At 48.7% G+C, this 20,015-nt stretch carries 21 protein-coding genes, 2 tRNA genes and 1 pseudogene; 21 read left to right on the forward strand and 3 right to left on the reverse strand.

Features of this window, described 5'->3' with window-relative positions; all coding sequences use genetic code 11:
- Positions 1-292 precede the first annotated feature (292 nt).
- Both nac and cbl read left to right on the forward strand, forming a co-directional pair.
- On the forward strand, positions 293-1,210 hold the full coding sequence (nac, locus tag FOB24_RS11160; protein WP_069323332.1) for a nitrogen assimilation transcriptional regulator NAC: 918 nt from the start codon (positions 293-295) through the stop codon (positions 1,208-1,210).
- Between the two features lie 101 nt (positions 1,211-1,311).
- Positions 1,312-2,262 (forward strand): HTH-type transcriptional regulator Cbl, encoded by a 951-nt coding sequence (gene cbl / locus FOB24_RS11165; RefSeq protein WP_038639784.1) that lies wholly within the window; start codon positions 1,312-1,314, stop codon positions 2,260-2,262.
- Between the two features lie 105 nt (positions 2,263-2,367).
- On the opposite strand, the gene FOB24_RS11170 is transcribed toward cbl, so the two are convergent.
- Positions 2,368-3,240: a LysR family transcriptional regulator gene (locus FOB24_RS11170; protein WP_038639788.1), complete on the reverse strand. Its 873-nt coding sequence runs from the start codon at positions 3,238-3,240 to the stop codon at positions 2,368-2,370.
- Between the two features lie 108 nt (positions 3,241-3,348).
- Between FOB24_RS11170 and FOB24_RS11175 the strand changes: the two genes are divergently transcribed.
- The 10 genes and pseudogenes from FOB24_RS11175 (at position 3,349) to FOB24_RS11220 (ending at position 11,557) form a co-directional block, all read left to right on the forward strand.
- Positions 3,349-4,539, forward strand: coding sequence for an MFS transporter (locus tag FOB24_RS11175; protein WP_150344908.1), 1,191 nt, complete (start codon positions 3,349-3,351; stop codon positions 4,537-4,539).
- Positions 4,536-6,398 carry an FAD/NAD(P)-binding protein gene (locus FOB24_RS11180; protein ID WP_150344909.1) on the forward strand — a complete coding sequence of 621 codons (1,863 nt, stop codon included), beginning with the start codon at positions 4,536-4,538 and terminating at the stop codon, positions 6,396-6,398. Before FOB24_RS11175 ends, FOB24_RS11180 begins: the two co-directional genes overlap by 4 nt.
- The gene (locus FOB24_RS11185) at positions 6,388-7,728 is read left to right on the forward strand and encodes a hypothetical protein (RefSeq protein ID WP_038639799.1); all 1,341 of its coding nucleotides are present in this window, start codon (positions 6,388-6,390) and stop codon (positions 7,726-7,728) included. Before FOB24_RS11180 ends, FOB24_RS11185 begins: the two co-directional genes overlap by 11 nt.
- Before the next feature lie 15 nt (positions 7,729-7,743).
- Positions 7,744-7,947, forward strand: a complete 204-nt coding sequence (locus FOB24_RS11190) for a 2-hydroxymuconate tautomerase family protein (RefSeq protein WP_038639801.1) — start codon at positions 7,744-7,746, stop codon at positions 7,945-7,947.
- 157 nt (positions 7,948-8,104) lie between these two features.
- The gene (locus tag FOB24_RS11195) at positions 8,105-8,743 is read left to right on the forward strand and encodes a 2OG-Fe dioxygenase family protein (RefSeq protein WP_085048514.1); all 639 of its coding nucleotides are present in this window, start codon (positions 8,105-8,107) and stop codon (positions 8,741-8,743) included.
- Positions 8,743-9,975, forward strand: a complete 1,233-nt coding sequence (locus tag FOB24_RS11200) for an ATP-grasp domain-containing protein (RefSeq protein ID WP_150344910.1) — start codon at positions 8,743-8,745, stop codon at positions 9,973-9,975. Before FOB24_RS11195 ends, FOB24_RS11200 begins: the two co-directional genes overlap by 1 nt.
- 8 nt (positions 9,976-9,983) lie before the next feature.
- Positions 9,984-11,066 carry an AbrB family transcriptional regulator gene (locus tag FOB24_RS11205; protein WP_223851240.1) on the forward strand — a complete coding sequence of 361 codons (1,083 nt, stop codon included), beginning with the start codon at positions 9,984-9,986 and terminating at the stop codon, positions 11,064-11,066.
- 48 nt (positions 11,067-11,114) lie between these two features.
- Positions 11,115-11,207, forward strand: a pseudogene (locus FOB24_RS11210) (helix-turn-helix domain-containing protein); the annotation flags it as partial.
- A 76-nt stretch (positions 11,208-11,283) separates the two neighbouring features.
- Entirely contained in the window at positions 11,284-11,508 is a 225-nt protein-coding gene (locus FOB24_RS11215) for an AbrB/MazE/SpoVT family DNA-binding domain-containing protein (protein ID WP_317889575.1), read from the forward strand.
- A complete protein-coding gene (locus FOB24_RS11220; protein WP_317889576.1) occupies positions 11,468-11,557 on the forward strand; it encodes a hypothetical protein in 90 nt (29 codons plus the stop codon). Before FOB24_RS11215 ends, FOB24_RS11220 begins: the two co-directional genes overlap by 41 nt.
- Positions 11,558-11,611: 54 nt before the next feature.
- Here FOB24_RS11220 and FOB24_RS11225 read toward each other — a convergent pair.
- Together FOB24_RS11225 and FOB24_RS11230 are read right to left on the reverse strand one after the other, a co-directional pair.
- A tRNA-Asn gene (locus FOB24_RS11225) sits at positions 11,612-11,687 on the reverse strand.
- 99 nt (positions 11,688-11,786) lie between these two features.
- Positions 11,787-13,274, reverse strand: a complete 1,488-nt coding sequence (locus FOB24_RS11230; RefSeq protein WP_121528886.1) for an EmmdR/YeeO family multidrug/toxin efflux MATE transporter — start codon at positions 13,272-13,274, stop codon at positions 11,787-11,789.
- Between the two features lie 160 nt (positions 13,275-13,434).
- Between FOB24_RS11230 and FOB24_RS11235 the strand changes: the two genes are divergently transcribed.
- From FOB24_RS11235 to FOB24_RS11275, 9 genes are all read left to right on the forward strand, one after another.
- Positions 13,435-13,510: transfer RNA gene (locus tag FOB24_RS11235), tRNA-Asn, on the forward strand.
- 436 nt (positions 13,511-13,946) lie between these two features.
- The gene (gene hinT, locus FOB24_RS11240) at positions 13,947-14,306 is read left to right on the forward strand and encodes a purine nucleoside phosphoramidase (protein ID WP_003030826.1); all 360 of its coding nucleotides are present in this window, start codon (positions 13,947-13,949) and stop codon (positions 14,304-14,306) included.
- A 2-nt stretch (positions 14,307-14,308) separates the two neighbouring features.
- A complete protein-coding gene (locus FOB24_RS11245; protein WP_038639814.1) occupies positions 14,309-14,683 on the forward strand; it encodes a YcfL family protein in 375 nt (124 codons plus the stop codon).
- Between the two features lie 13 nt (positions 14,684-14,696).
- A complete protein-coding gene (lpoB, locus tag FOB24_RS11250) occupies positions 14,697-15,338 on the forward strand; it encodes a penicillin-binding protein activator LpoB (protein ID WP_038639817.1) in 642 nt (213 codons plus the stop codon).
- Positions 15,319-16,143 carry a thiamine kinase gene (thiK, locus tag FOB24_RS11255; protein ID WP_069323338.1) on the forward strand — a complete coding sequence of 275 codons (825 nt, stop codon included), beginning with the start codon at positions 15,319-15,321 and terminating at the stop codon, positions 16,141-16,143. The genes lpoB and thiK overlap by 20 nt, the downstream gene beginning before the upstream one ends.
- A 10-nt stretch (positions 16,144-16,153) precedes the next feature.
- Positions 16,154-17,179: a beta-N-acetylhexosaminidase gene (gene nagZ / locus FOB24_RS11260; RefSeq protein ID WP_069323339.1), complete on the forward strand. Its 1,026-nt coding sequence runs from the start codon at positions 16,154-16,156 to the stop codon at positions 17,177-17,179.
- 21 nt (positions 17,180-17,200) lie between these two features.
- Positions 17,201-17,743, forward strand: coding sequence for an alpha/beta hydrolase YcfP (gene ycfP, locus FOB24_RS11265; protein WP_003030817.1), 543 nt, complete (start codon positions 17,201-17,203; stop codon positions 17,741-17,743).
- A gap of 235 nt (positions 17,744-17,978) precedes the next feature.
- Complete coding sequence (gene ndh / locus FOB24_RS11270; protein ID WP_150344912.1) at positions 17,979-19,283, forward strand: NADH-quinone dehydrogenase; 1,305 nt, start codon at positions 17,979-17,981, stop codon at positions 19,281-19,283.
- Positions 19,284-19,451: 168 nt separating this feature from the next.
- Positions 19,452-19,991, forward strand: coding sequence for a glycine zipper 2TM domain-containing protein (locus FOB24_RS11275; protein ID WP_003030814.1), 540 nt, complete (start codon positions 19,452-19,454; stop codon positions 19,989-19,991).
- Positions 19,992-20,015: the final 24 nt, after the last annotated feature.

Consider the following 20,015-nt stretch of genomic DNA (forward strand, 5'->3'; position numbering starts at 1 on the left):
ATGAGGGTTGTCAAAGGACGAAATGCAATTGTGCGTTCGTTTGCTGACAAAATCAGCAAAGCGGCGAACTTTCCGCCTTTTTATGCTTTTGCCCCATTCTGGTGCGTATCTACCTTTTCCAGGGCAGCCACAGTCATCTGTATAAGCGTACAAAAAATGTCGTTCTTCACTTTGCTCCTTACCTGACGCGGCGTCAGCGTAAAACGCCGCTTCAGACGAAACTGGCAAGTATTTTGCAATCCTGAATCACATGACTGCCAGCACGGGTTCTGGTATTCCGACAGGAGGCAAAATGAACTTCAGACGACTGAAATATTTCGTAAAAATCGTCGATATTGGTAGCCTGACCCAGGCAGCGGAAGTGTTGCACATCGCGCAACCCGCGCTGAGCCAGCAGGTCGCCACGTTGGAAGGCGAACTGGATCAGCAATTGCTGATTCGTACCAAGCGCGGCGTCACGCCCACGGAAGCGGGGAAAGTGCTGTATACCCACGCCCGAACGATTTTACGTCAGTGTGAACAGGCGCAACTTGCGGTCAATAATGTTGGTCAGACTCTGAGTGGTCAGGTTTCCATTGGCCTGGCACCGGGTACGGCGGCATCATCCATCACTATGCCACTGTTACAAACAGTACGTGCCGAACTGCCCGATGTACTGGTCTATTTGCATGAAAACAGTGGGGCAGTGCTAAATGACAAGCTTCTCAGCGGACAATTAGACATGGCAGTGCTCTATGAGCGCTCGCCCGTGGCGGGCATAAGTTGTCAGCCGTTGCTGAAGGAGGATCTTTTCCTGGTGGGGACGCGTGATTGTCCAGGCCAAAGCGTCGATTTAGCCGCAGTGGCGCAGATGAATCTGTTTTTGCCGCGGGATTACAGTGCGGTGCGTTTGCGGGTGGATGAGGCTTTTTCGCTACGTCGCTTAACGGCCAAAGTCATTGGTGAAATCGAGTCTATCTCGACCTTAACGGCTGCCATTGCCAGCGGTATGGGCGTCACTGTGTTACCCGAATCGGCAGCCCGCGCACTGTGCAATGCAGCAAATGGCTGGATGGCGCGGATTACCACCCCATCAATGAATCTGCCGCTCTCGTTGAATGTGTCGGCCATGGGGAGCTTGTCGCCACAAGCGCAGGCAGTCAAGGAGATCCTGTTGTCGCTGGTTAGCCGACCGATGCTGGAAAACCGTGAGCTGCAGCTGGTGAGCTAAAGCTTATTCCCAAGAGGAATAAGATGCAGGTTTTTATTATTTGTTATGCCGGCCATCAGACTTTAACAATAGCGTAATGTCTGATGTGCCCGGAGCGAAAAGTGAATTTCCAGCAACTTAAAATAATCCGCGAGGCGGCCCGTCAGGATTACAACCTGACGGAAGTCGCGAATATATTGTATACCTCGCAGTCGGGTGTCAGCCGACATATTCGTGAACTTGAAGATGAACTTGGCATCGAAATATTTATTCGTCGCGGGAAACGCCTGCTGGGCATGACCGAACCCGGTAAGGCCTTACTGGGCATTGCCGAACGTATTCTGAATGAGGCCAGCAACGTCCGCCGTCTGGCGGATCTGTTTACCAATGACACGTCAGGTGTTCTGACGATAGCCACCACGCATACACAGGCGCGCTATAGCCTGCCCGCAGTGATTAAAGCTTTTCGTGAGCTTTTCCCGGAAGTGCGTCTGGAACTGATTCAGGGCACGCCACAGGAGATCGAAGCGTTGTTGCAAAATGGCGGAGCAGATATTGGGATTGCCAGTGAACGTCTGAGTAGCGATCCACTGCTGGTGGCTTTTCCCTGGTTTCGTTGGCACCACAGTCTGCTCGTTCCGCACGACCATCCACTCGTCAAGACATCGCCTTTAACGCTGGAATCCATCGCCCATTGGCCGTTAATTACTTATCGACAGGGAATTACGGGACGTTCGCGTATTGATGAAGCGTTTGCCCGAAAAGGGTTAGTGCCGGATATCATACTCAGCGCCCAGGATTCGGATGTGATTAAAACTTATGTGGCGTTGGGACTGGGTATTGGGCTGGTGGCAGAGCAATCCAGTGGCGAGCAGGAGGAGGGCAGTTTGACCCGTCTGGATACCCGGCATTTATTTGATGCCAACACCGTCTGGCTGGGGTTGAAACGAGGACAACTACAGCGCAACTATGTCTGGCGATTTATCGAGCTATGCAACGCAGGGTTATCCGTGGATGAAATCAAACGCCAGGCAATGGAGCCCGATGAAACCGTGATTGATTATCAGATATAAAGCGGGCTTTTCAATATCAATTACGTTTCCACTGGCGCTCTTTTGAGTGCGCCAGTCTTCCACTGACTCTGCGGCCTGCATTGCGCCGTTGTCGGTAGCGAAAAATTAAGCCTCGGTAATAAATGAGACAAAGCGATTAAGCACCCGGCTGACTTCTCGGTTTTTAAGCCATATCATCATAGTGTTCACGTTACCTATCTGTGGGGTAATCGTATGGCTACGGATAGGGAAATTATGTTCATACTGTCTGACTACGCTCTCTGGCAACAGGGCAATCCCCATTCCGGCACTCACGCAGCCAAGGATCGCCTGAAAAGAGCCGAACTCCAGGGGATCGGCATAATCGACTCCCTGCAGCCGCAGCCATTGTCCCAGACGGGAGCGATAGTTACACCCCTTAACAAAGACCAGCGGTCTTGTCACTTTGAGGTCCGCGCCGGTAATGACATTCCGGTGCTCTGCCGCCGTCACCAGTACCAGCGTTTCCTGACATAAAATGTGCAATTGCAGAGGCGAATTTTCCGTGTGCAGTGCCTGATGATCGGCAACGAAAGCGATTTCCAGTTCATTGTTCAGGATGTGCTGCACCAGTACCTCCGTGGGGGAGGTTTTCAGGTTTAGCTCAACGGAAGGCATTTCGCGGTGGAAATTCGCCAGTATCGAGGGCAGACGTACCGCTGCGGTCGTTTCCATTGCGCCGATGCGTAACGGTCCCGCCACTTTTGTTCCATGCATGGACAATTCCGCTTCGTGTAACAGGGCCAGAATTTTGTTGGCATAGCGAAGAAGAAGCTCGCCTTCAGGGGTGATGTAGAGACGATTTTTCTCACGGACAAACAGAGATACGTCAAGGCTGGCTTCCAGCTGTTTGAGACGGGTTGTGACATTCGATGAAACGCAGTGCAGACTACGCGCAGCAGCAGATATGGAACCCGTTTCCGCAACCGTTTTAAACAAGTTAAGCGAGGTACTGTTCATAGAAGGCATTACCTAAAGTGAATGTTTTCGTCATTTTTATTAACTTTTTATTATCATTTCCTTATGTAAGATAACAATCAAACTTAATTCGTCTTTTGAGGCCAAAAAATGGATATCGATCACAGTGCTGTTGGCCATCGTCAGCTGAGTACTGCTGTATTTGGTATGATCGTCTTGACCTTAGGAATGGGAATTGCGCGTTTTTTATATACCCCTATGCTTCCCGTTATGCTTCATGAAGGGCTTTTTACCTTTTCGCAATTATCCTTAATTGCCAGCGCAAACTATGCAGGTTACCTCGTCGGCAGTCTCCTTTTCTCCTTTGGTATTTTCAACGCAGTCAATAAGTTAAGAATGCTGTTACTGGTTTCAGCGTTACTCACAGCCCTGCTGATTTTTTTGATGGCACAAGTGACTCAGCCTGAAATTATTCTGTTAATCAGATTCCTTGCGGGTGTGGCAAGCGCGGGAATGATGATATTTGGTTCAATGCTGGTGCTCCAGCATACCCATAATCCTTTTGTTATCGCCTCACTGTTTTCAGGCGTAGGAATAGGCATTTTTATCGGTAATGAATATGTCATTGCTGGCGTGTCTTACGCGTTAGATTCACACTTGTTGTGGATTGGTGCTTCCATACTTTCAACGATATTTTTCGTCATCCTGGTAATTTTATTGCCGAAAGATAAGCATATGATCCCGCCGGTAAAAGCAGTCGTAAGTGCGGAACCTGAAATCCAGTGGTGGAATTTAGCCTTACTGTATGGTCTGGCCGGATTCGGCTATATCATTGTCGCTACATATTTACCGTTAATGGCCAGGGGGGTTGGCAACACCTTTTTAGCCGACCATATCTGGTCCATTGTCGGTCTTGCCGTTATTCCTGGATGCTATGGCTGGTTATGGGCCGCGCGCAAGTGGAATATATTATCCTGCCTAAGTGTTAACTTAATTGTTCAGGCGATTTGCGTAGTCATGGCCATATTTATTAACTCACCACTGCTACTAACCATTAGCTGTATTGGTTTTGGCGGCACATTCATGGGGACAAGTTCTTTGGTCATGCCGCTGGCAAGAAAAATAAGGGCACCAAAAAAGATTAACCTTCTTGGCCTCGTTACGCTGACTTATGGGGTCGGGCAGATCGTCGGTCCATTAATTGTCAGTGCCTTCCAGAGCAATAAAAATGGAATGACCTATTCCATATTATTGGGTGCAGCCTCGTTATTTATCGCAGCAGGGATTAGCTATTTACAATACAGTAAAGTTAAATATTCAGACAGTTGGAGCAAAGAATGAAAAAAATGACAGTGGCTATACTGGGTATGGGACCGCGTGGTTTAAGTATTCTGGAAAGGATTTGTGCCCTGCATACAGAGTATGCGATTAATGAACATATGCAGATCATTATTATTGATAAAAATGCCATGGGTGTGGGAGCGCATAGTTTGTCTCAGCCCGACCATTTATTAGTTAATACTGTTGCCTGTCAAATAACATTGTTTGGTGATGCGACCGTAAAAAATGCCGGCCCTTTTCGCCCAGGCCCATGTTTTCATCAATGGGCTAACAATCAGGGTTATCGCAAAGTGGGTGATCGCTATATAAAAAGCGAAACAGGTTTAGCTATTGATGCAAATGATTACTTGCCTCGTCGCTTATTGGGAGAATATTTGAATTGGGCGTATGAGAGAATACTAAAAAATCTGCCAGCCAGTCTGACGGTAACGCAAGTAAATCAGCAGGCAACTAATCTTTTTATTCAGCAAGATAAACGATCAGCCATTGTTTTAGAAGATAATCAGAGGATTGTTGCTGACTTTGTTTATCTGACAACCGGCCATGGCGACAATATGAAAACGTTGGAAGATCATTATGTCGAAAAATTTATTGCCAGCAGCAATAAGCAAAATGAACTGCTGGAATATTATTCCACGCCTTATCCGGTTGATAGGTTAAATAATATTCACTCCCGAGCTAAGGTTATCGTCCAGGGCATTGGGTTGACAGCTTATGATGTTATTTCCCAATTAACGCTGGGACGTGGTGGACGGTTTGTGACAGACAATGGGATGCTTCGCTATCACCCTAGTGGCAATGAACCTGATATTTTTATTTATTCCAGACAGACTCTGCCTTTCAGCAGTCGCGGCATGAATCAAAAAGGTATTTCCGGTCAATACCGACCACGATTCTTAACTTCAGCCGCAATTAATGAATTTCGTGTCCAGAATTTAATTCATAATGCCACATCAAAAATAAATTTCATCGAACAAATTTTTCCGTTGCTGCATAAAGAAATGTGCTACGTCTATCGATCTACCCTGGAGGGGAAGTGGCAGGAACCCACGACATATGTTGCTGATGTGCATGATGCCGCGGTTATCGATAGCATACTTTATCCTCATCGCAATCAGGAACATGCCTCCCTGGAAGAATATAGCCAATGGTTTATTGATTTTTTACGCGATGACTTGCATGAGTCTGACAAAGGCAACGTCAAGGGCCCAGTGAAAGCGGCGACCGACATTATTCGTGACGTAAGAGATATTTTGCGAGGGGCTATCGATAATTGCGGACTTGACGCGAAATCGCATCAATACTTCATTGAGCAGATCAATCCTGTCTTTAATCGTATTGCTGTAGGTCCGCCGAAACTGCGTAATGAACAACTGTTGGCATTAATGCATGCCAACATAGTTCGTCTGGCAGGAGGAAAGGATCCCCGGTTAATGATGAATGAATATGAGGGTAAGTTCGAGGTTCATTCTGAATTTAAAGATGAGAGTAGCGTAGTGAAAGCTGATGTGTTGATAAAAGCCAAAATTGCTAACTTTTCGCCGTTGCACGACGTTTCAACGTTGATGAGGAATATGACTATCAACGGCATTGTGCGTCCCTTTATGAACGATGGTTATCATCCAGGCGGGCTGGATATTGATATCAATCAGCATCCGATTAACTGCCTTGGGGAAACGCAAGAATCGATTTGGGTGTTAGGCAATCCAGCGGAAGGGGCTAATTTTTACACTTACGTATTGCCCCGACCCCTTGTCAATTCAAGGTTCCTGGTCGATGCCGGGCGCTGTGTAACCGATATGTATCAACAATTGCACCATCGCAATGTTCAGCATGAGGTTGTCATTAATGCAGACTGAGCAAATCCAGACGCACGGTAATCTCTGGCAAAATCTGCAATCCTCAATGATTGTGATCTCATTGGGTGTTTTCCTTGCATCCTGTGTGCTTGCCGGTAAATATCCCGTGATGTCTGCTTTTGCACTCGTTGCGTCAATATTGTATATCCTGTCAACTTTTTCATTCTGGTGGAAAAAATCATCGGCAAGAAGTGGGATCCTCATTTTTATCGCTTCGATGATTTTTCTACTGACAGCAAACAAGAGTGGGGAACTTAACCTCCTCGCTGTTTTTGTACGATATTCAGACGTCATGCTCTTGCTGGTGGGGATTGCATTACTCCGGCAGGTGATGAACGCGATAAATTTTAACGCTGCGCTGGGGGCATATTTACTGCAGAAAAAACCGTCTCGAGTCACATTGTCTATAACGTTGCTGACCGCTTTTTTAACCTGGCCAATGAGCCTTGGGGCCATTCCACTCCTGCTTGATAGCCTGAAAAAAGTGGTTCAACCGAAGTTTAACCTGGCGAAGATTGTCACTCGTACGGTATGTATCACGATGGTTTTAATGCCGACGACTATTGGTGCGGCGGCGGTATGGGCTGCTATGCCGGATATCCCTCATGTTCCGGCGATGCTGGTCGGCATTCCCCTGTTTTTATTCAGTATCCTGTTAAACCAGAAATCGCGTGTCCAACTGGTTGCCGAAGATAGTCATACGGTTTCTGACCGCGGCAATATGACCTCGATTCTTGCTTTTATCGGCTTGTTTTGGGGAAGCTTTATTCTATCGTTGAGCGTGCTGGGGTTGAATCCTTTGCAGAGCATCACCTTCACGGCGGTTGTTCTTTTTATCGTCAGCCATTTTGCGAATCGCAAAAAGCAGTGGGCGCAACAACTGTCTGAATCTGCTCAGGGGATCTCCGGCGAAGTGGTATTACTCCTGGCATGTAGCCTGTTAACATCGGTATGTATGATGTTGTTTGCAAACATCCCGCAAGGCATTACAGCGTTTGTTAGCGGTCTTACAACTTTTCAGTGCTATGCCATTATTTTATTTGTTCTGCCCTTGCCTGGTATCCTCGGTATTCATCCCCTAATTATATTTAGCGTGTCGTGGTCGATTTTTTCCGACTATCTTTCCGGCAGCGTGGTGGATTATCAGATTTGGATTTGCCTTTTTATTGCTACGCAACTGCTATCTCCGGTATCGATAAACGCAATTTTTGCTGCCAACAGCCTTAATGTTTCTCCCGGCAGAACCAGTTTCCAGATGCATTATGGTTATGTTCTGCTGTTTAACCTGTTTGCGCTTAGCTACCTCGGCGCATTATCCACAATCATTTAGTTTACAGGAGTTGTTATGCCCTACGTAAATATTAAGATCACTAAAGAAGGTGTGACCGATAAACAAAAGAAACAGCTGATGGAAGGTGCGACTCAGCTACTGGTGGATGTGCTTAATAAAAACCCTGCTACAACCATTGTGGTTATTGACGAAGTCGATACCGATAACTGGGGGATTGGCGGCGTACCGGTGACCGAGTTGCGTAAAAAAAGTCAGTAATAGTGAATGTGATGGCGGGGAACGTGCGTTCCTCGCCTGATATCCGCAGTCATCGTATTTTGCCTGGATGCAGGTAATGATATTGGCCCTTGCCGGTGTCATAAGTTGAGAAAAATAACCAACATACATTATTGTCTCTTTTCTGAGGATGTCATATATGCATGCTTATCATCATATACGTTTGGGTAATACCTCGATTAATGTTAAAAAAAGCTTTGATGAGTTGCTACCTGATCCCTGGCTTAAAGCTGAAGATGGGAAATTTCGTTTTCGAAGTTATCTTCAGGCAAAAGCAGGGTGTGAAAAATATTTTAGTTTGTGCGAGGCCGGAGTTTTCTTTCAGTCTGAAAAACTTAATACGTATTCAGGTGGTATCAGCAGAAAGTATCCAGAAATAAAACAGGATGTTGCCGAAGAAATTATGAATCTGGTATTTAGCAAATTACTGCCATTGCTACCGAAGGATAACTATAACGTTGGTATTCATCAAATAAGAATTACAACACATGATCGACAGCCGGGCTATCCTGCTCCGGAAGGTATACATCAGGATGGCTTTAAGTTCATTGCCGTCTATTGCAGCGAAATGGAAAATATCGCCGGTGGCGATACTACGTTAATCCCTCATCACGACGGCGGAAATGACGCAACAACCTTCAAAATTCTGGCGGGGGAGGCGATCATTTTCAATGATGTTAATTATCTGCATTATACCGCACCTATCGTACCGCTGTTGCCCGGGAAAGGATTTCGGGATGTGTTTGTCATTACGTTTGATATCGAGAGTGAAAAATAATGAACATCTTACTGTGTCCACCCAAAATTCTTTTACAACACTCGCCAAACGCCTGGCATGAACTCCAGCAATCAACGCCGTTAGTGATAGCCACCTGCGCCAGTCAAAAAGCGGCGATCTTGCATCATATGGGGAATGATTTTACCTTTCTGTTTTATGAAAACTTTAACGATAATCCTGTGGTAGAACTGGATATTTATCATTATGCACGTTCGAACAACGCCAGCGGTATTTACTTCCTGGCTGAAATTGATGTGCTCAGGGCGGCAAGGATCAGCGATCGTTTAGGTTTAACGCAGGGGCGTGAGAATGCGGCGATCCTGTTTCGCGATAAGTTTCTGATGAAATCCCGTGTGCAGCAATATCAGTTACCGATTCCAGCAATGGCTCGCGTGGGAAATGCGACGGCAATGGCCTCATTTATTGCGCAACACGGATATCCCTGCGTGATAAAACCAAACGATGGACGTGGATCTATGGGGGTGGTGGTTTTAAAAAATGAAGGTCAGTTATTTAAATATCTGGCGCAGATGAAATCCTCTGAATACCATAATCTGTTAATCGAGAAGTTTATTGAAGGTGAGGCTTATCAGATCAACGCGTTGTATCTGCAGGGGAAACCCATATTTATTTCCGCCTCTTGGGCCACGGTATCTTGTCTTGATTTTCTATCAGGGCAAACCTTAGGGCTGGTCATGGAAGATGATAATTCACTACACCAGAAGTTGATTGACTATACAAAATATCTTGCGAAAGAAGTCTTCCCTATTGAGAAAAACACCTTACTTCATCTTGAGGTATTTGTGGATCAGGGCGGTAATATTATTTTCGGCGAGCTTGCCTGCCGGTTAGGCGGATGTTTCGTTAATGAAGAATTAGGTGCGGCGTTTGGCCTCGATCCGCGTATGACATGGCTGAAGGCCTGTCTGAACGAAACGTATCCGCGGGATTTAGCGCAAAGAATACCTGTTATCCGGGTTGGACAACTGAATGTGCCGCCTTCTCAAGGAACCTTACAGGCTATTGCGGATAAATGTCCGTTACCTTTTGTGATCAATTATCGGGCTACAGGTGTTGTCGGACGTCATTACGATGTGATGAAACTGACGAATGGTGAGATTGTCAGTGCTATTGTTGAAGGTGAGTCCAGTCGTGAGATTGAGGAACATCTTGCGATGCTAACGCAATGGGTGATCGATAATACGCATTGGGTTAAAGATACGGTGCACTGAATATATTCATGACGGTGCCGGCGAAAACTATTGTTATCAGAACAACCGGCCTGGAGAGGTACTGGATGAGAGTATTGGCAGGTATTATCCTCTGTTTTCTCGTCGGGCAGGGATTCACTTTCTGTAACGTTCCGCTGGGCATGATGTTTGGTGCCCTTTTTACCGTGCTTATGCTCAAACGTATTGGGTTCTCCGTATCCTCAATGCCGGGGAGTATCACGGTTATCCAGCTTTCTCTCGGAATCTCGATAGGGATTATGTTCAGAGATTTTTCATATGGCGAGCATCGGCAGATAAGCCTTTTGTTTGCTTTGTTATTACTCTGCTTATCTTTACAATTTACCTTGAGTTACTTCTGGTGTGTGCGGCGGTTAGGCTGGAGTAAAGAAGAGGCGCTTTTAGGTGCGGTGCCAGGAGCGATGGCGGCGGTACTGGCGTTAGCCTCCCATATTAAGACGCCGCCACAAAAGATTGTGATCTCGCATTCTCTGCGTCTCATCACCCTGACGTTTCTGGCCGGGTATATCACGCGTGGGGCATCTGCAGATATTCTGGCTGCGACTCCAGCCGTTTTTTTCTCCGGGCACAATCTGCTCTGGCTGACCGGAATGGTATTAGCAGGATATATTGCGGGGAAGTTTCTGGAGCGCTTACATTTCCCGGCACCCTTTATGATAACCTCGCTGGTTTGCGCGGCGGCATTGCACCCTTTATCTTCACAACCACTAATTTTTCCCGATCTCTTTAATCAGATTAGCATGGTGTTGATGGGGATCTTGCTGGGGCATCATTTTACGACTTATTCGATGGCTGAATTTAGTCGTCATCTTTGGTCTTCGGTACAGCTTGTTCTGATTGGACTGGGGGTGACGATAATCATGGCATTTATCTCGGCGCGCTTGCTGGATTATCCCTTCCCGGTGTTGATGCTCTCCTGGGTTCCTGGCAGCGTAGAGTCGATGTCATTTGCCGCGCTGGCGTTAAAAGCGGATGCGAGCTTTGTTATGGCGAATCATATTATTCGTATGCTTCTCATTCATACCGTTCCAGCATTGGTTTTCTTTCGCAAAAGACAGATGAAAGTAGATTAATGTCTTCCTTGAAGAGCAAGGCATTGTTGTGGCGTTGCGGTTATTATTGCGCTTATCCGCCGCTGGCCTAAAGGTGAAGGATTGATTGCTGAAGCGTTAGATGTTGCGTCTGAAAAAATCTGGCCTTCGCGTTATCGCTGATGTCCTTCCGGCGCAGCTTGGATATGGAAGCTGCTCCGCAGAGGTTTTATTAAAATATAATATCCGGAGGTGCTCTATGTATACCACTCGTCTGAAAAAGGTGGGCGGATCCATCATGCTGGCGGTCCCTCCCGCCGTGCTGAAAACGCTGGGGCTGTCGACGGACAGCGAAGTGGGCATGACCATTGATGATGGCTGCCTGATTATTGAACCCCAGAAACAGCCCCGTTATTCGCTGCGACCAGCCCAGAACTATAGATATGGCGGCCCGGAACGGCAAGCGTCTGGAACGCATACCTGACGCCGTTGTCAATGAGGTGCTTGCCAGGCTGGATGTGATTCTGAGTTAACACCAGAGACGCAAAAAAGCAAAAAGCCTGCTCGAAAGCAGGCTTTTCTGAATTTGGCTCCTCTGACTGGACTCGAACCAGTGACATACGGATTAACAGTCCGCCGTTCTACCGACTGAACTACAGAGGAATCGTGTGAACGAGGCGCATATTAGCGACACCACTCAGCGATGTCAAAGCCTGAATCGATAAATTCAATCGTTTGCCGAAATATTCCCCATTTCGCCGATTATTCAGGCGCAACAGGTTGTTTTATGCACTTTTCCTGTTCGGGACGCGGGTATTTCCATAACCAGCGGCCGGTCACCATACGCCAGTAAAATAATGCGGCGCGTACGGCCCAGTCGAAGAACATCCCTAACCAGACGCCGACTACGCCCCATCCTAAAACGATCCCCAGGGTGTAACCTACCACAACGCGACAGCCCCACATGCCCAGCATAGATACCCACATTGCGAAACGGGCATCGCGTGCGCCCTTAAACCCAGCAGGTAATACCCAGGAGGCTGCCCATATCGGCATAAATGCCGCATTGAGCCAAATCAGAATGACTATGACCTCTTTTACGTCCTGATCCTGGGTATAAAACGAGGCCATTACGCCAGCAAAAGGGGCGGTTAGCCAGGCAATGGCAGTTAAACCAATGGTCGACAGCCAGAATACATGCCGTAACTGGATTTCGGCTTGGGCAATCTGGCCGTTTCCCAAACGCCTGCCGGTGATGATTGTCGACGCAGAGCCTAAAGCATTTCCCGGTAGGTTGATGAGCGCGGCGATAGAAAATGCAATGAAGTTTCCGGCAATTACGCTGGTGCCCATCCCTGAGACAAACATCTGCGTTAACAGTTTACCGCCATTAAACAGCACTGACTCGATGCTGGCTGGAATACCGATCCCCATCACCTCCCAGATAATGGCGAGGTTGAGTGGCTTAAAATAACTTTTGAAAGTGATACGTAACGCCGGATTAAAACCAATCATCAGTACCCAAATAATAGCGATCGCACCTATGTAGCGTGAAATGGTTAGTCCGAGTCCGGCCCCCACGAATCCCAGTCCTTGCCAGGAAAAAATCCCGTAGATCAGGATACTGCTGATGACGATATTCAGAATATTCATGCCGCCATTAATCAACAGCGGTATTTTGGTATTGCCCGCACCGCGTAGGGCACCACTACCGATTAACGCAATAGCTGCCGCCGGGTAGCTGAGCACAGTTAGCTCCAGATAGGTAAGTGCCAAAGCCTTAACGTCTGGCGTTGCTTCACCTGCGACAACGTCAATAATCTGTTGACCAAAATAGTGAATGACTGCAGCCAGTACGGTTGCAAAAATCGTCATGATCACCAGCGATTGTCTGGCAGCAGCTCTGGCCCTGCGCCGATCTCGTTTTCCCAGGCTAAAGGCGACTACCACCGTGGTACCCAGATCGATGGCGGCGAAAAATGCCATGATAACCATATTGAAACTGTCGGCGAGACCGACACCTGCCATCGCTTCTTTTCCCAACCAGCTCACCAGGAAGGTACTCAGGACACCCATTAACAGCACACAGGTGTTTTCCAGAAAAATAGGGACCGCAAGCGGAGTGATTTCGCGCCAAAAGAGAACTTTATAACTCTTGCGTTTGGCATACCAGGGCGTGCGGGAAGCGACCTGACGTAAGGCTGCGGAGACGTTCAAAGTGGACCTTAAAGAAGAAAGTTGAAACCTCATTTCAAATGATGAGGGAGAATCCAAAAAGCTGCAAAGTTTTTTCCATTTAAAATGTCTGCAAATGCAACAAACTGTCGAGAGAAGCATCAATTGAGCGTTATTCAGGAAAATGGGGTTTGACAAAAAAAATTTCGCCGCTAAGATTAGCCTCCACAACGATTCCTCTGTAGTTCAGTCGGTAGAACGGCGGACTGTTAATCCGTATGTCACTGGTTCGAGTCCAGTCAGAGGAGCCAAATTTAAAAAGCCTGCTTAGGAAACTAAGCGGGCTTTTTTGCTTTTGTTTGGCTGCCAGGCGAAGTTACCTGGCGAGCTGCTTTTTGAGTTGAGTTATACAGTGTTGTTTTTCCACACTGAGTACCGGCGATTAGCACGCCAGTTGATTGCTCCATGTAATCCCTCTCTATGGGAGACTCATTGAGATTCTCTATAACCACTAACATTCCATACGCATACAGATGATACGGCACAAATGAAGCATCGTTTCAGTACTATGCTTAAGCGATAGCATAGGGAAATGGTTATAAGAGCGGCGCTGACCAGGGTTTTTGCTTAAAAAATCGAGGGTTAAAGTTGAAAGAGCGTGAGTAACTCGCTCATACTCTATACTCGCAGTGTTACCCGGCGTAGCATGGCATAACGCTTGGGCTGTTAATGAAAAAGGAAAACGTCGTGGCAGAAGAAACTATATTCAGCAAAATTATCCGTCGTGAAATTCCATCGGATATCGTGTACCAGGATGAACTGGTCACAGCGTTTCGTGATATTTCCCCTCAGGCACCTACGCATATTCTGATCATCCCTAATATCCTGATCCCCACCGTCAACGATGTGACGGCAGAACATGAGCAGGCGCTGGGCCGAATGATTACCGTTGCGGCGAAAATCGCGGAACAGGAAGGTATTGCTGCGGATGGATACCGTTTAATCATGAATACCAATCGTCACGGCGGCCAGGAGGTGTATCACATTCATATGCACCTGTTGGGTGGACGTGCGCTTGGTCCAATGCTCGCACATAAAGGTCTTTAAGCATGACCAGAGGATGCATTGCACTTTCACTGGGCTTGCTGTTGCTGGCAGGCTGTCGCTCACACCCCGAAATTCCGGTCAGTGATGAACAGTCTCTGGTGATGGAATCAACGATTCTGGCGGCGGGCATAACCGCAGAACAGCCCGTGTTAACAACATCTGATATTCAGGCCTCAGCATCCTCGCGACTCTATAACGAAAGACAAGAATCCGTCACCGTGCATTATCGGTTTTACTGGTATGACGCCAGAGGGTTGGAGATGCACCCTCTGGAAGCGCCACGCAGCGTGACTATCCCGGCTCATTCGTCGGTCACACTGTACGGCAGCGCCAATTATCTGGGGGCGCACAAGGTTAGACTTTATCTATATTTGTAAGGGGTGAATCTTGATGATCAAAATGAATCGCTACGCATTGCTTGCCGCGCTGGCGATGTTTCTTTCTGGGTGTGTGGCTCAACGTGAACCCGCGCCGGTAGAGGAAGTGAAGCCGGTACCGGAACAGCCCGCGCAGCCGCAACAGCCAGTACCAGTAGTACCAACGGTGCCAAGTATACCGCAGCAGCCGGGTCCGATCGAACACGAGGATCAAACGGCGCAGCCAACACCGCGCCAACGTCACTACGACTGGAACAGCGCAATGCAGCCGATGGTAGGTAAAATGCTGCAGGCCGATGGTGTCAAAGCGGGTGGTGTTCTGCTGGTTGATAGCGTGAATAATCGTACCAACGGCTCGTTGAACGCTGGCGAAGCGACTGAAACCTTACGTAACGCGCTGGCGAATAACGGCAAATTTACCCTGGTTTCCGCCCAGCAACTGGCTGTCGCCAAGCAGCAGTTAGGTCTGTCGCCGAACGATAGCCTTGGAACGCGCAGCAAAGCGATTGGTATTGCCCGTAACGTTGGTGCGCAGTATGTGCTCTACTCCAGCGCATCTGGCAACGTCAATTCGCCGGCACTGCAAATGCAATTAATGCTGGTACAAACTGGCGAGATAATCTGGTCAGGTAAAGGTGCCGTTCAGCAACAATAACAGACTGACGCGCGATGAAGTGCTGTCGCGCTACTTTCCGCAGTATCATCCCGTCGTAGCCAGCCACCACGGCCTGAGCGGCGGGAGCTGCATTATCGAATATCAGACCCACCGTTTAGTGCTGCGCTGTCATCACGACCCCGACGCGCCGGAATCGCATTTTCTGCGCCAATATCATGCCTTAAAACACCTACCGGAAAATCTTGCGCCCCGACCTCGTTTTTATACGCGTGGCTGGATGGCAGTCGACTTTTTTCAGGGTAAGGTAGAATCCAGATTACCGGACGCCGACGAACTTGCTGACTTATTGTATTATCTGCATCAGCAACCCCGACTGGGCTGGCGAATCAGTCTGCTGCCGTTACTCGAACAGTACTGGCAGTGCGGTGATCCGGCGCGTCGTACACCACATTGGTTACGAGCGCTGAAGCGGCTAAGAAAAAGCGGCGAGCCCCGACCTTTGCGGCTGGGGCCGCTGCATATGGATGTCCACGGTGACAACATCGTGCGCGGGGCGTCAGGGTTGCGGCTGATTGACTGGGAATATGCCGGAGACGGCGATATCGCCCTCGAGCTGGCAGCGGTGTGGGTCAGTGATGAACTCCAGCACCAACAGCTGGTCAGCGCCTATGGCCGACGAGCACGCATTGAGCCAACCGTTTTGTGGCGACAGGTCAGGCGATGGCGACCCTGGGTAATCATGCTAAAAGCGGGGTGGTTTGAGTATCGCTGGCGACAAACCGGCGATCAACAATTTATCAGGCTGGCCGATGAAACCTGGCGGCAGCTAACAATGAAAGGATGAGGAGAGCAGTGTGGGCCCAGTAATGTTGGATGTCGAAGGGTATGAGCTGGACGCTGAAGAGCGAGAGATTCTGGCGCATCCGCTGGTAGGTGGGTTGATTCTCTTTACCCGAAATTATCATGACCCGGAACAGTTGCGTGAGTTAGTGCGCCAGATCCGTAGCGCGTCACGTAATCATTTGGTCGTGGCGGTTGATCAGGAAGGCGGACGCGTGCAGCGTTTTCGCGAAGGTTTTACCCGCCTGCCTGCGGCCCAATCTTTTGCCGCGCTACACGGTCTGGAAGAGGGCGGCAAACTGGCTCAGGACGCCGGCTGGCTGATGGCCAGCGAAATGATCGCCATGGATATTGATATTAGTTTTGCACCGGTTCTGGACGTGGGACATATCAGCGCAGCGATTGGCGAGCGCTCTTATCATGCCGATCCGCTGAAAGCGTTGGCGATGGCGACCCGCTTCATTGACGGTATGCATGCCGCTGGCATGAAGACCACCGGTAAACACTTCCCCGGGCATGGAGCTGTGACGGCGGATTCGCACAAAGAAACGCCAACCGATCCACGTTCAGAAGCTGAGATTCGTGCGAAGGATATGTCCGTGTTCCGGACGTTAATTACGGAAAACAAACTCGATGCCATTATGCCTGCGCACGTTATTTACAGCGATGTTGATCCGCGTCCGGCGAGTGGTTCGCCTCACTGGTTGAAGACGGTACTGCGTCAGGAGCTTGGCTTCGACGGCGTTATTTTCTCTGACGATCTGTCGATGGAGGGTGCGGCGATTATGGGAAGCTACGCCGAGCGTGGGCAGGCATCGCTGGATGCTGGTTGCGATATGATCCTGGTCTGCAATAATCGTAAGGGAGCGGTCAGTGTGTTAGATAATCTGTCGCCGATCAATGCAGAACGTGTTACACGTTTGTATCATAAAGGTTCATTTTCACGTCAGGAACTGATGGACTCGACACGCTGGAAGACGGTAAGCGCCCAGCTCAACCAGCTTCATGAGCGCTGGCAGGAAGAGAAAGCAGGTCATTAACGCACGTTTGGCGAGGATGCGATGATTATCTATTTACACGGTTTTGACTCTAATAGTCCGGGCAACCACGAGAAGGTGTTGCAGCTGCAATTTATCGACCCGGATGTCAGGCTGATTAGCTACAGTACACGGCATCCTAAACATGATATGCAGCATCTGCTGAAAGAAGTGGACAAAATGTTGCAGCTTAATGTGGACGACCGTCCGCTGATTTGTGGCGTCGGGCTGGGGGGATATTGGGCAGAACGTATTGGTTTTCTGTGTGATATTCGTCAGGTGGTATTTAATCCTAACCTGTTCCCATATGAGAATATGGAAGGGAAAATCGACAGACCTGAAGAGTATGCTGACATTGCGACAAAATGCGTGACCAATTTTCGTGAAAAGAACCGCGATCGCTGCCTGGTGATCCTCTCTCGCCATGATGAAGCTCTGAACAGTCAGCGCTCGTCAGAAGAGCTGCATCATTTTTATGAGATCGTCTGGGACGAAGAGCAGACGCATAAGTTTAAAAATATCTCCCCGCATTTGCAGCGCATTAAGGCGTTCAAGACGTTAGGTTAAGCCTGATGAGCGTCTAAAAAACCAGCTTTCGGGCTGGTTTTTTTGTCCTTAACCTTCCGGTTGTCTATCTTTTCAGCATCAAAACTTGATGCACATCAATTTTGGTATGACCAATGCACCGTTCGTGTTATTCTCACTCTCGAAGGACATTTTCATTATCGTAACTTGTTGTTAATTAAAGGCTATGCCAATAACTTTTAATTAACAATTGGTTAATAAATTTGAGGGGGTCACGTTGACTACACCATTGAAAAGGATCGTGATTGTCGGCGGCGGTGCTGGCGGACTGGAAATGGCGACGCAGCTGGGTAAAAAGCTGGGGCGTAAGAAAAAGGCCAAAATTACGCTGGTGGACAGAAACCACAGCCATTTATGGAAACCGTTACTGCATGAAGTGGCGACCGGTTCTCTGGATGAAGGTGTGGATGCGCTGAGCTATCTGGCGCATGCCCGTAACCATGGCTTCCAGTTCCAGTTGGGCTCGGTGGTTGATATCGATCGCGAAGCGAAGACCATTACTATCGCTGAGCTGCGCGATGAGAAGGGCGATCTGCTGGTTCCTGAGCGTAAAGTGCCGTATGACACGCTGGTGATGGCGCTGGGCAGTACGTCCAACGATTTCAACACGCCGGGCGTCAAAGAGAACTGTATTTTCCTTGATAACCCGCATCAGGCGCGTCGTTTCCACCAGGAGATGCTGAATCTGTTCCTCAAGTATTCCGCGAATCTGGGCGTTAACGGTAAAGTGAATATTGCCATTGTCGGCGGCGGCGCGACGGGGGTTGAACTCTCCGCGGAACTGCACAATGCGGTTAAACAGCTGCACAGTTATGGCTATAAAGGACTGACCAATGACGCGCTGAACGTTACGTTGGTTGAAGCCGGTGAGCGTATCCTGCCGGCATTGCCGCCGCGGATTTCCAGCGCCGCGCACAATGAATTAACCAAACTGGGCGTACGCGTACTGACGCAGACGATGGTTACCAGCGCTGACGAAGGCGGGTTGCATACCAAAGATGGCGAATACATTGAGGCTGACCTGATGGTGTGGGCCGCAGGGATCAAAGCGCCAGACTTTATGAAGGATATTGGCGGTCTGGAAACGAACCGAATTAACCAACTGGTGGTTGAGTCGACGCTGCAAAGCACACGCGATCCTGACGTGTATGCGATTGGCGACTGCGCTTCCTGCGCGCGTCCGGAAGGTGGATTTGTGCCGCCGCGCGCTCAGGCTGCGCACCAGATGGCGACCTGCGCGATGAACAATATCCTGGCGCAGATGAACGGCAAGCCGTTGAAAGCGTATCAGTACAAAGATCACGGTTCTCTGGTCTCGCTTTCTAACTTCTCTACCGTCGGTAGCCTGATGGGCAACCTCACGCGCGGTTCAATGATGGTAGAAGGCCGTATTGCGCGCTTTGTCTACATCTCACTGTATCGTATGCATCAGATTGCGCTGCATGGTTACTTCAAAACTGGCCTGATGATGCTGGTCGGCAGTATTAACCGGGTGATTCGTCCGCGTCTGAAACTGCATTAATATTGACCTCAGGCGTCGGACAATTTCACGCATCCGACGCCTTCCTTCAGAGTTCTCTGAATCATCTCGCTTTATCCCTGCCTTCCGCTATTTTCATCCGTAATCTGATTGGCATTCCTTACCTTCTGTTGCAAAGTTTTTGCTAATAGCAAAAAAGGAGGAAGTCCCGTGAATAAATCAATGTTGGCGGGTATAGGGATTGGCGTAGCTGCTGCGCTGGGTGTTGCAGCGGTGGCCAGTCTTAACGTTTTCGAGCGTGGCCCACAGTATGCACAAGTTGTCTCTGCAACACCGATTAAAGAATCGGTAAAAACGCCACGTCAGGAGTGTCGGAACGTGACGGTCACGCACCGCAAGCCGGTGCAAGATGAAAACCGTATCGCGGGTTCTGTGCTAGGTGCCGTAGCTGGCGGTGTTATCGGCCACCAGTTTGGTGGCGGACGCGGTAAAGATATTGCCACCGTGGCGGGTGCATTAGGCGGCGGCTATGCCGGTAACCAGATCCAGGGTTCGATGCAAGAAAACGATACGTACACCACCACGCAGCAGCGTTGTAAAACGGTGTATGACAAATCAGAAAAAATGCTGGGCTACGACGTGACGTACAAAATTGGCGATCAGCAGGGGAAAATTCGTATGGATAAGGACCCCGGCGCGCAAATTCCGTTGGATAACAACGGACAGTTGGTACTGAATAACAAAGCGTAAAATAGCATTATCCTGAACATTAGC

It is taken from the genome of Citrobacter werkmanii (assembly GCF_008693645.1).
Taxonomy (GTDB): domain Bacteria; phylum Pseudomonadota; class Gammaproteobacteria; order Enterobacterales; family Enterobacteriaceae; genus Citrobacter; species Citrobacter werkmanii.

What these genes read in the sequence shown, in the direction of transcription:
- nac (WP_069323332.1), top strand. Translation starts at nt 293, where the DNA reads ATGAACTTCAGACGACTGAAATATTTCGTAAAAATCGTCGATATTGGT.
- FOB24_RS11170 (WP_038639788.1), bottom strand. Translation starts at nt 3,240, where the DNA reads ATGAACAGTACCTCGCTTAACTTGTTTAAAACGGTTGCGGAAACGGGT.
- FOB24_RS11175 (WP_150344908.1), top strand. Translation starts at nt 3,349, where the DNA reads ATGGATATCGATCACAGTGCTGTTGGCCATCGTCAGCTGAGTACTGCT.
- FOB24_RS11180 (WP_150344909.1), top strand. Translation starts at nt 4,536, where the DNA reads ATGAAAAAAATGACAGTGGCTATACTGGGTATGGGACCGCGTGGTTTA.
- FOB24_RS11185 (WP_038639799.1), top strand. Translation starts at nt 6,388, where the DNA reads ATGCAGACTGAGCAAATCCAGACGCACGGTAATCTCTGGCAAAATCTG.
- FOB24_RS11190 (WP_038639801.1), top strand. Translation starts at nt 7,744, where the DNA reads ATGCCCTACGTAAATATTAAGATCACTAAAGAAGGTGTGACCGATAAA.
- FOB24_RS11195 (WP_085048514.1), top strand. Translation starts at nt 8,105, where the DNA reads ATGCATGCTTATCATCATATACGTTTGGGTAATACCTCGATTAATGTT.
- FOB24_RS11200 (WP_150344910.1), top strand. Translation starts at nt 8,743, where the DNA reads ATGAACATCTTACTGTGTCCACCCAAAATTCTTTTACAACACTCGCCA.
- FOB24_RS11205 (WP_223851240.1), top strand. Translation starts at nt 9,984, where the DNA reads ATGACGGTGCCGGCGAAAACTATTGTTATCAGAACAACCGGCCTGGAG.
- FOB24_RS11215 (WP_317889575.1), top strand. Translation starts at nt 11,284, where the DNA reads ATGTATACCACTCGTCTGAAAAAGGTGGGCGGATCCATCATGCTGGCG.
- FOB24_RS11220 (WP_317889576.1), top strand. Translation starts at nt 11,468, where the DNA reads ATGGCGGCCCGGAACGGCAAGCGTCTGGAACGCATACCTGACGCCGTT.
- FOB24_RS11230 (WP_121528886.1), bottom strand. Translation starts at nt 13,274, where the DNA reads ATGAGGTTTCAACTTTCTTCTTTAAGGTCCACTTTGAACGTCTCCGCA.
- FOB24_RS11245 (WP_038639814.1), top strand. Translation starts at nt 14,309, where the DNA reads ATGACCAGAGGATGCATTGCACTTTCACTGGGCTTGCTGTTGCTGGCA.
- lpoB (WP_038639817.1), top strand. Translation starts at nt 14,697, where the DNA reads ATGATCAAAATGAATCGCTACGCATTGCTTGCCGCGCTGGCGATGTTT.
- ycfP (WP_003030817.1), top strand. Translation starts at nt 17,201, where the DNA reads ATGATTATCTATTTACACGGTTTTGACTCTAATAGTCCGGGCAACCAC.